Source organism: Blastomonas sp. AAP53 (genome assembly GCF_000331245.1).
Lineage (GTDB): Bacteria > Pseudomonadota > Alphaproteobacteria > Sphingomonadales > Sphingomonadaceae > Blastomonas.
In genome coordinates this window covers 89,471-99,922 of sequence record NZ_ANFZ01000008.1, presented here as the reverse complement: position 1 = coordinate 99,922, position 10,452 = coordinate 89,471, and the positions used below count along the sequence as shown (strand labels likewise).

The following is a 10,452-nucleotide window of genomic DNA, read 5'->3' as shown; positions in this document are numbered from 1 at the left end:
CAGAAAACGGGTGCCGAGCCCGGCAACCGGAAAAACAGCTTTGCGGATGGGCTTCATCACTCAGACTCTTTCAACAGACCTTATGGGAACAGACAGGTTTTTGGCGGACTGCCCGCCTGGCCGGGGAGATACATTCCAGTTGTGGGCTTGGATAGCGAAATGTAGCCGGATCGATAGCGCTCTCCCCCACTGGGCATTGCGAGTAGACGACTACATGGTGAGCTCTAGGCTGGCAGGAGCAATGATGCGCGGGGCTTATGGCGCGCGCTTTTCCGCAGGCCTTTAGCCTGCTCCTGAGGGCGCGGCGTTATGTCGCAAGGGGCCCCGCATGCACACTGAACAGGTGTCCACTTGCTGCAATCTGCAGACGTTGGAAGCCGACAAGCCCCGGCTTTCCGCCTGCTTGTGCCCCGTTTGGCGTTGACGCCTGATGTTCAGGGTGCAGTTTGAGTTGACTGGCAAAACTTCGCTGGTCGCTCAGATAACAGGGGCAGATTGGAGAGAGTGAAAGTTGGGCGGCTGTGCCGTGGCGGTTTGAAGGTCGAGAGAGGTTCTTGCCCTGCCGTCATGGAGGTTTTCCCATGAACTTGCAGATTACAGCTTCGCAGTCCCGAACCGATGGCAGGTACAAGGTCGATGTCTCGCGCGGTGACAGGATCGGACGCGTCTCGTCAGAATGGTTCTCGCGGCCCGATGACCAGAGGTTCCTGTCCCTGGACGATCTGGCAAGGTCAGTCCAGCAACGCGCTGAGCGCAGCCGGACGCGGGTGGTTGATACATCCGCCATCCACGTCGAGGCCAGCCGCGATGATTCCGAGCACCTCGCCCTCATCCTCCCGGGCGCAGATGCGCCGGTCACCCCAACGCACTGGAGCTTTGGTCAGCTGGCAGCACAGGTCGCCGCCCCTGCTGCCTATCTGCGCCAGCTGCCGGCACCGCTTGCCGCGATCAATCTTCAATATGGCCTCAGTTCCAGCCGGGCCGAGCACATCAAGACATTCGAGACCGCAGATGGCCAGCGCACAGACCTGCGCGCCGTAACCGGACCCGACTATGGACGCATCTTCGACCGTGAGCTCGTCGAAGCCGTCCAGCGCATCGCTGGGAACGGTACCGGTGACACCCGCTGGAAAGTACCCGGCGCGCTCGACTGGTCTACCGGCATCTACAATCCTCATGTCGATGTCCGCCGTGATACCACGACGCTCTATGCATCCGACCGCGACGTGTTCCTGTTTCTGGTCGATGATCTCAACCCGATCGAAGCCGGCCGCCTGCCCGATGGATCCCCCGACCTGTTCTTCCGGGGCTTTTATTGCTGGAACTCGGAAGTCGGAGCCCGGACCCTGGGTATCGCGAGCTTCTATCTGCGTGCGGTATGCCAGAACCGCAATCTATGGGGTGTCGAGGATTTTCAGGAAATCAGCATTCGCCACAGCAAATATGCCGCAAACAGGTTTGCACACGAGGCAGCCCCTGCCCTCGTCAAGTTCGCGAACTCCTCGCCCCAGCCCTTCATCAACGGCGTTCGTGCCGCGCGCGAGCGGATCGTTGCTCGAACCGACGAGGATCGCAGCCAGTTTCTGCGCACGCGCGGCTTTTCGCGAGGGGAAACCGGTCAGATCATCGAAACCGTGCTGGCCGAAGAAGGCAGGCCGCCTGAATCCGTGTTCGACTTCGTGCAGGGCATAACCGCTGTTGCCCGCAGCAAGGCTCATCAGGATGCACGGCTCGATATGGAAGCACGGGCAAAGAGGCTCTTCGAAACTGTCCATTGAACGGTCTAATACATCCCCTTCAAACTGAGCCTTGGCGTCGTCCTCTCCTGAAAGTGAGAGGGCGGCGCTTTGCTTCGTGACGGAAAAAGGATCGGAGAGAGAGGCTCCCCGAACAATCCGTCATGGAGACCTGTCATGACCAAGTCGCTTCCCAAGCTCGTGCTCAGCGCATCGCGAGACATTCCCTTCTCGCAGCTTGTCCTCAGCCAGAAGAATGTCCGCCGCGTAAAATCCGGCCTGTCGATCGAAGAACTGGCCGAGGACATCTATAGGCGCACCTTGCTGCAAAGCCTCAACGTGCGCTCGATGCTCGATGAGCAAGGCAATCCGACAGGCACGTTCGAAGTGCCTGCCGGCGGTCGCCGCTACCGCGCGCTTGAACTGCTGGTGAAGACCAAGCGGATGCACTGCGATCAGCCCGTGCCATGCGTGGTGCGCGAGACCGGTATTGCCGAGGAAGACTCGCTCGCAGAAAACGTCATGCGGGTCGGCCTGCATCCACTCGACCAGTTCAGGGCGTTTCGCGCCCTGATCGACGCCGGCCTTTCCGAAGACGACATCGCGGCGCGCTTCTTTGTCTCGGTCTCGACCGTGCGACAGCGGCTGCGTCTTGCATCGGTATCACCAGCCTTGCTCGACATCTACGGCGAGGACCGAATGACGCTCGACCAGCTGATGGCCTTCAGCGTCACCGACAATCACGTGCGCCAGCAGCAAGTATGGGACCAGATCAACCAGGCAAGCCATGCGCCTGCCTATCACATTCGTCGGCTGCTGACCGAAGACGCGATCAGTTCCTCGGATCGGCGGGTTCGCTTCATTGGCCTTGAGACCTATATTGCAGCCGGCGGCAATGTGATGCGCGATCTGTTTTCGAGTAACGAGGAAGGCTGGCTGCAGGATCCTGCTCTGGTCGACCAGCTGGTGACCGAAAAGCTCGAGCAGCAAGCCAACGCCCTTCGCGCCGAAGGATGGAAATGGGTCGAAGCTGCAGTCGACCTGCCTTATGGCTGCGAGAACGGCAAGCGCCGGATCTCGGGCCAGACCGTTGATCTGACAGCTGACGAGCAAGCCACGCTACAGACTCTTGGCGTCCGCCATGACGCGCTCAGCGAAGAATATGGCGATGTCATCGAACTGCCTGAGGAGGTCGAGGCGACACTCGCCAGCATCGAGGCCCAAATAGCTGCTCTCACTTGCCGGCCCGTCGTTTACCAGCCTGGCGACATAGCCAGGGCAGGCGTCTTTGTCTCCCTGGCCCACAACGGAAAGCTGCGCATCGACAGGGGCTATGTCCGGCCCGAGGATGAAGATCGCGGATCCGAACATGATGTGCGATCAAGCGACGCCGCTGCTGCTCCGGGTTCGTGCGAACCAAACGGTCATGGTTCTGACGCGGACAAGGGCACCGCCCGCGCTCTTCCCGAACGTCTGGTCAGCGAACTCACGGCGGCGCGCACCGTGGCAATCAGAGATGCGCTTGCCCAGGCGCCCCATACGGCCTTTCTGGCACTCTTGCACGCATTGTGCCTGTCCGTGTTCCGCTTCAACAGCCAGGCAGGATGTGTCCAAATCGCTGTGACGCAGGTCTGCCTCGGAACCTTGGCCCCAAACCTGCGCGAGACAGTCTGGAGCATCGGCATCCAGCAGCGGCACGATCGCTGGACAGAGCGTCTTCCCGACGACACCTCCTGCCTCTGGAATTGGCTCGCGGCATTGGGCCATGACGAACAAATGGAACTTCTGGCGCATTGCGTATCGCTCGGCGTCAATGCCCTGTTCGAACCGGTCATGGGTTATGACGGCCGTGTGAGTGTGCACGGGGTGGCGCAGCGCCTTGCCGCCGCCGATGCGCTGGCGGCCTGTCTCGATCTCGACATGGCCAGTGCTGGCTGGGGCCCGACAGTCGACAACTATCTGGGCCGGGTGCCCAAACCGAAGATCATCGAGGCGGTTCGCGAAGCCAAGGGTGAAGAGGCAGCGGTGCTCATAGCGCACCTCAAGAAGGGGGACATGGCCCGTGAAGCCGAAAGGCTGCTCGAAGGAGCGGGCTGGTTGCCCGAGCCTCTTCGGATCGCGCCTCAAGCGCGTCCTGCAGAAGGCCGCGATGCGACCACAAGCATGGAAGTAGAGCAGAACGACGTTCGCTCAGAACTCTCCATCGCGGCGGAATGACGCCAAACGCGGGGCGGCCTGCGGCTGCCCCGCCATATCTCAACCTCATTGTCCTGAAGGAGCCGGCTCATGGCCATTCCACAACATATCCGCACCAATTTCGCCACTCTCGTCAGGGCCGCCCGGGAGGGCGACCTTGCCTTGATGGAATGCACTGCGACGGGAACTGGCGAGCCGCGCTACGTCCTTTGCGCCGTTGGACGCACCGATACCGCATACATGATGACCCCGTTCGGCCACCTCGCACCTGGCAATCCCTTTGAGGATTATCTGCCTCCCGATTGACCACAGGCCAAGGGCCCAATCGGTCTCCCGCCCCTCCCATGCAGGGAATTCCACATGCACAATCCTCTTCTCGTGGGCGCAGCCTGGCGTCCGCATGTCACCGCTTGCCTTCAGGTCAGCCCAACTGGATTCACAACAAGGACGCGCTATTCTACAGGTCACCCAGGCACGGCCTTCGCCAAGCGCGCAAGCCACATTCGCCATTCACGCCTGCTGCCTTTGGCTGGAGAGGAGCCAAGCAGAGCGTGCGACTGGAAAGGATCTTCGAAGGCCCGAGCGATAGCCTCGCCCTTGGCCCTTCGATACAATCTTCGCGCACTTGCGCGCGACTGATCATCCATGCCGACGAGCAACTTTTAGCCAAGCATGTCGCTCGGCCTGCGCCCAGCGAGGCCCGGCGCCCCGCAAACACGAAAGGCGGTGTCTCATGAGACGCACAACCAGCCTTGCTGCCATGGTGTCGCAGCAACTTTCCCAAAATGCTCTGGCCGTATGCCGTCACTATCTGCCTGCGGGCAGACGTGAAGGCCATTACTGGATGGTCGGCAATGTTGCCGGCGATCCGGGACGCTCGCTCTACGTGCGCCTGCTCGACAGCGACCGTGGCAAAGCCGGCAATTGGGTCGATGCAGCGACCGGCGAGCATGGCGATCTGCTCGACCTTATCCATCTCAGCCAGCATTGTGCCGGTATCAGCGATGCCATCCACGAAGCCGAACGTTTCCTCGGAACGCCAAGGCCCTTCCTCAAAGCGCAGGGCTTCCAGCGACCGGGCCTGGCGCTGCAGCCATCCTCATCGGCTGCGGCACAACGATTGTTTGCAGCATCACGACCCATCACCGGCACCCTGGCGGCCCGCTACCTGAGATCTCGCGGAATCACGCAGCTGGACAATCTGGAGGCGCTGCGCTTTCATCCCCACTGTTATTATCGTGCCTCAGCCAAGGACAATGGCAATGTTGCCCGCGCTTATCCCGCTGTCATATGTGCGGTGACCGATGATCGCGGCTACCAGACAGGTGCCCATCGCACATGGCTTGATCGGAGCGGAACCGCCAAGGCGAGGGTCGCGTCACCTCGCAGGGCTCTGGGCCATATCGCAGGCCAGGCCATCCGGATTGGCACCGCAAATGGCATCCTGATGGCAGGCGAAGGCCTCGAGACGATGCTTTCGATCAGAGAAGCGCTCCCAGGCTTGCCGGTTCAGGCCGCAACCTCCGCAAACCACCTCTCCGTGATGTCTCTCCCGGCAGGAACCGTTCGCCTCTATGTCGCACGCGACCGAGATTCTGCCGGTGACGCAGCATTTGCAACACTGACCAGCCGAACACAGTCCGCAGGGATCGAGATCATGCAGCTTATGCCGCGACTTGGCGACTTCAACGACGATCTTATCGATGCAGGGCCTGCAGAACTTGCCAGATGGGTGCTCGGCCAGCTTCATTGCGACGATGTGGAGCGCTTTGGGCCCCGGTAGGGCTTGCAGCACCGGATTTTTACATGGGTGAAGCGCATGGATTGGCATCCTTGCCAGAAGCGCAGGGCAGCCCGGCCTTCATCGGGGGCGATCCGGTTGACCGGCTGGGGTTCGGGCGCAATGGCCATTCGCCGCCTATTTTCCGGCGGCTTGCAAGAATGTGCGTTAAACGGCCCATTCATCCCCGCCTTTCCATCGCGAGACAAAATAGCCGCCGCCTGGCCATCCTCCGCTGCGCTTCGGTCCTTCGTGTTGCACAGCTGGACAGCTGCCACAGGATGCGCCCACCCCCCTTACCGGTCCGGGGGATCGCCGGAAGGCCGGGCAGGGCGCCCGGCGCACATGGCAAAGGACCAGACCATGATCGATCCACACCATTCAGAACCCGGTAGCGAGCTATCTCCCACCGGACATCTGCTCGACGAGCTAGCCCTGTTCGGTTACAGGCCCTTTTCCGACGAGGCTGATCCCAGGCCCCTGCCCGATGACCGGTTGGCCAACGCCGCAATCGCAGACATGTTCGATGCGCTGATCGCGACCCTGATCGACACCAGGCTCGAGCCCGACCTTGAAGATCTGTGCTGGCAGCTCACCAACCTGTTCCACCGGGCACAAGGCCGAGTCCAGCGCGAACTCGACGACAACGAAGATGCCCAGAAGCGTGGACAGCGTGAACAGGACGGCTCGGAGGTAAGATCGGTCGAACTTGAACGATTGGTCTGCGAAGGCATTTCCCTGATCGAGCGGCGGAACACTCTCGAATTTCTGCGCGAGGCGGCATCCGACCAGTTCGAAACCCATTTCCGTAAAGCCTGGACGCCCAGAACCGGATCACTTGTCAACCACCGGACCTTGACCGCCACCATGATCGAAAGCCGGGACTTCCTTGCTGCGAAGCGCAGGTCAGAAACCGAACCGCTCCTTCCGACAGGCACCCGCATCGCCTTTACCGCAGGACCGGCCTATGATGATCACCGCAAGATCTGGGCAGCTCTCGACAAGGTTCTGGCAAAATATCCCGATATGGTCCTGTTCCACGGAGGAAACCCCACAGGCGGCGAACATATCGCGACGCTTTGGGCGCGCAATCGCAAGATCGTCCACATTCCGTTCCGGCCTGACTGGGACCGCTTCCAGAAAGCAGCCCCATTTCGCAGAAACGATACGATGCTCGAGGCACTTCCCAAAGCCGTCGTGGCGTGTCCCGGCAACGGCATCAATGCCAATCTGGTCGACAAGGCACGCAAGATGGGCATCGTTGTCTGGTCACTCGAATGACCTGGCGCACGCCGTCAGCAAAAGTATCGAACGGATGGCAGCCCAGGATGCCGGCTGCTGGCGGATACCTTGTTGGCTCGGTGCCCAACATGCCGTATCCATTCTTAAAGATCCGGGCGCTCAAACCGCGCTGCGCAGGAAGTTATTAACCTTATTGAAGCATCCGCACATGTAGTCCTTCGCAGGGAGGCCGGTCAGGCCAAAGCTTGCACAAGCAAGAGAGTAAAGATGAGCATTGCCAACTGGAATCCAGCCAGACTGACGCTCGTCGTGGACCTCGACGATACCCTGATCCGCACCGATACGCTGCTGGAGAACTTCTGGCTGGCCTGGTCGGTCAGATGGCAGACGCCGATCGAGGCCGTAAAGACCCTGGCTCAGGGCAGGCTGGCGCTCAAGCAGAAGCTCGGCGAGATCAGCGCCATCGATCCAGCCAGGCTTCCCTACAACCCGCAAGTTCTAGAGGTGATCGCGCAATGGCGGACACGCGGTGGCCGTGTCGCGCTAGTCACCGGCGCAACGCAACAGATGGCCGATGCCGTTGCCCGCCACCTTGGGATCTTTGATGCAGCGCATGGCTCGTCCGGTGGCACCAACCTTACCGGCACCGAGAAGGCCCGGTTTCTGGACGAAACCTTCGGCCATGGAGGCTATAGCTATATCGGCGATGCGCCTGCGGACCTTCTTATCTGGGAAGGAGCCGCCGGCGCCATCACCATCAATTCCAGCAAGGCCTTCCAGGCCAAGGTGGAGGCACTGGTCGCCGACGCCGTCCATCTGCCTGCCCGCAAGGCGCGACTGGGCGATTACCTGGAGGCCATGCGCCCGCACCAGTGGCTCAAGAATGTGCTGGTCTTCCTGCCGATGCTGGCCGCGCATCAGCTCAATCTCGTCACTGCACTGCAGGCGATCCTCGCCTTTGTCGCCTTCAGCCTTTTGGCGTCGGCTACTTACATCCTCAACGATCTTCTCGATCTTTCTGCGGATCGCGCTCACCCGCGCAAATGCCAGCGACCCTTCGCTTCGGGGCGTATCCGGCTGGTTCACGGCACTTGGATGATCCCAGCGCTCGGGATATCGGGAGCGCTTGTGGCGCTGGTGGGCGGGCTGGAGCTGTTTGCGGTCCAGCTGGTCTACACGGTGCTGACAGTCCTGTATTCGCTGAAGCTCAAGCGGATTGCCATAATCGATATCTGCGCGCTCGCCTCGCTCTATACACTGCGCATCCTGGCAGGCAGCGCCGCAACCGGTGTGGCTTCGTCGCTCTGGCTGCTGGCGTTTGCGATATTCTTCTTTTTCTCGCTGGCGGCAGTGAAACGCTATGCCGAACTCGTCGATGGGGCAGCTGCCGGGCGTATGATGGCTGCAGGCAGAGGCTACCATATCGATGACCGCAGCATTGTCGCCAACATCATGGTGTCATCTGGCCTGATTTCGATCCTGGTCCTGGCCCTCTATGCAAATTCGGATCCGGTCCAGCAGCTCTACCATCATCCCGAAGTTCTGTGGGGCGTATGCCTCGTCCTGCTGTTCTGGACCAACCGGATCGCGCTCCTGACCCATCGTGGCCAGATGCACGATGACCCCGTGGTGTTTGCCATGCGCGACCGGACGAGCCTGTGCTGCGTGATGCTCGTAGGGCTTTTGGCGATGGCAGGGACGTTACCGTGACGGGCTTAACGCTGGTGCTTGCCTATGGGGGATTTGCGGCCATCGCGATCCTGGCCAACCTGGCGACCCAGCGAGCGCTGCTGACGATGCTTCCTGATGCCTATCTGTTCGCCCTGGCGAGCGGCACGATCATCGGCCTCGTGGTCAAATACGCACTCGACAGGACCTGGATTTTCACAGGAGCCAGGCACGCCCGCGCAGGGGAGGCAGGGACCTTCGGGCTTTACGCAGCCACCGGCATCGTGACCACACTGATCTTCTGGGGCGCCGAAACCCTAGCCTGGCTGACCTGGCAGACGCATATGGCGCGCGAGGCCGGCGCCGTTACCGGGCTGATAATCGGCTATGTCGTCAAATATCGACTTGATCGGCGCTATGTGTTCACGCAGCAAAAGCCAGCCTGATGGCGCAGTCGTGCCTTTCCAATGCCGGCAGCAACGCTAGCTGCGACTGATGCCTTATCACGCATTACTGTCCGGCTGGGGCCGTTATCCGGTGCGCGAGTGCAAGGTGTGGCAGCCGACGACACCGCAAGGACTGCACGACACGGTCCTGCCGCTCAGCACCAGCATCGCGCGCGGCAATGGCCGCTCCTATGGCGATGCCAGCATGAACCCCAGTGCCACTATCGACATGCGCCGGCTCGACCGGTTGATCGCATTTGATGAGGCGACCGGGACGCTGGAGTGCGAGGCCGGCGTGCTGCTCTCCGACCTGGTCGCAGCGTTCGTGCCGCGCGGCTGGTTTGCGCCTGTGACGCCAGGCACGCGCATGGTCACCATCGGCGGTATGATTGCCAGCGACGTGCACGGCAAGAACCACCATGTCGCAGGCTCGTTCTGCGAGCATGTCGACTGGTTCGATCTCGACCTGGGCGATGGCCGCGTGCTGCGCTGCTCGCCCACGGCAAACACCGATCTGTTTGCCGCGACCTGCGGCGGCATGGGGCTGACCGGCATCATCGTGCGCGCATCTTTCCGCATGCGGAAGATCGAGAGCGCCTATATGCGACAGCGCACCATCCGCGTGCCCGACCTCGAACAGGCGCTCGCCGTGTTCGAGCAATCGCACGGGTCGACCTATTCGGTCGCGTGGATCGACTGCATGGCCACCGGCAAGAGCCTGGGCCGGTCGGCAATCCTGCTGGGCGAGCATGCCAAGGTTACAGAGCTGGACGACCAACGCCGCGCTGCCCCGCTGGCGCGTCCGGTGCGCAAGCCCAAATCGGTGCCGATCGACTTTCCCGGCTTCGCGCTCAGCGGCTTCAACGTGAAGATGTTCAACCATCTCTATTACGCGATGCAGCGGCCCGGCGACGCGGTGGTCAATCTCGACCCCTATTTCTATCCGCTCGACGCCCTGTTCGACTGGAACCGCATCTATGGCCGCCGGGGCTTTGTTCAATACCAGTCGGTGCTGCCGCTGGCCACGAGCGAAAAGGGCATGCGCCTGTTGATCGAGGCGATTTCCGCTGCCGGGGCCGGATCGTTCCTTGCGGTGTTGAAGCGCATGGGACCGGCGTCGTTCGGCATGCTCAGCTTCCCGATGGAAGGCTATACGCTGGCGCTGGATTTCCCGGCGACGCCTGCCAACCTGGCGCTGCTCGAGCGGCTCGACGCGATCACCGCCGATCATGGCGGGCGCATCTACCTCACCAAGGATGCGCGGGTGTCGCCGCAGATGTTTGCCAGCGGCTATCCGCGGCTGCAGGAATTTCGCAATCTGCGTGCGCAATACGGCCTCGACTCCCGCTTTTCCTCACTGCTCTCGCAACGATTGGGTCTTTGA

Annotated in this window: 8 protein-coding genes; all 8 read left to right on the top strand. The window is 61.4% G+C overall.

The window, feature by feature from the left end; all coding sequences use genetic code 11:
* Positions 1-581 precede the first annotated feature (581 nt).
* The 8 genes from D618_RS0106940 to D618_RS0106905 all read left to right on the top strand — a co-directional run bounded on the left by D618_RS0106940 (position 582) and on the right by D618_RS0106905 (position 10,452).
* Positions 582-1,778, top strand: a complete 1,197-nt coding sequence (locus D618_RS0106940; protein WP_017670779.1) for a hypothetical protein — start codon at positions 582-584, stop codon at positions 1,776-1,778.
* 135 nt (positions 1,779-1,913) lie between these two features.
* Positions 1,914-3,953: a ParB/RepB/Spo0J family partition protein gene (locus tag D618_RS0106935; RefSeq protein WP_017670778.1), complete on the top strand. Its 2,040-nt coding sequence runs from the start codon at positions 1,914-1,916 to the stop codon at positions 3,951-3,953.
* A 69-nt stretch (positions 3,954-4,022) separates the two neighbouring features.
* Positions 4,023-4,238, top strand: a complete 216-nt coding sequence (locus D618_RS0106930) for a DUF6117 family protein (protein WP_017670777.1) — start codon at positions 4,023-4,025, stop codon at positions 4,236-4,238.
* 427 nt (positions 4,239-4,665) lie between these two features.
* Positions 4,666-5,715, top strand: coding sequence for a toprim domain-containing protein (locus D618_RS0106925; RefSeq protein ID WP_040370353.1), 1,050 nt, complete (start codon positions 4,666-4,668; stop codon positions 5,713-5,715).
* Between the two features lie 360 nt (positions 5,716-6,075).
* Positions 6,076-6,993: an SLOG family protein gene (locus D618_RS0106920; protein WP_026091387.1), complete on the top strand. Its 918-nt coding sequence runs from the start codon at positions 6,076-6,078 to the stop codon at positions 6,991-6,993.
* A gap of 228 nt (positions 6,994-7,221) precedes the next feature.
* Positions 7,222-8,664, top strand: a complete 1,443-nt coding sequence (locus D618_RS0106915) for a UbiA family prenyltransferase (RefSeq protein WP_017670774.1) — start codon at positions 7,222-7,224, stop codon at positions 8,662-8,664.
* Positions 8,661-9,068, top strand: a complete 408-nt coding sequence (locus D618_RS0106910; RefSeq protein ID WP_026091386.1) for a GtrA family protein — start codon at positions 8,661-8,663, stop codon at positions 9,066-9,068. The genes D618_RS0106915 and D618_RS0106910 overlap by 4 nt, the downstream gene beginning before the upstream one ends.
* A gap of 49 nt (positions 9,069-9,117) precedes the next feature.
* Positions 9,118-10,452, top strand: a complete 1,335-nt coding sequence (locus D618_RS0106905) for an FAD-binding oxidoreductase (protein ID WP_017670772.1) — start codon at positions 9,118-9,120, stop codon at positions 10,450-10,452.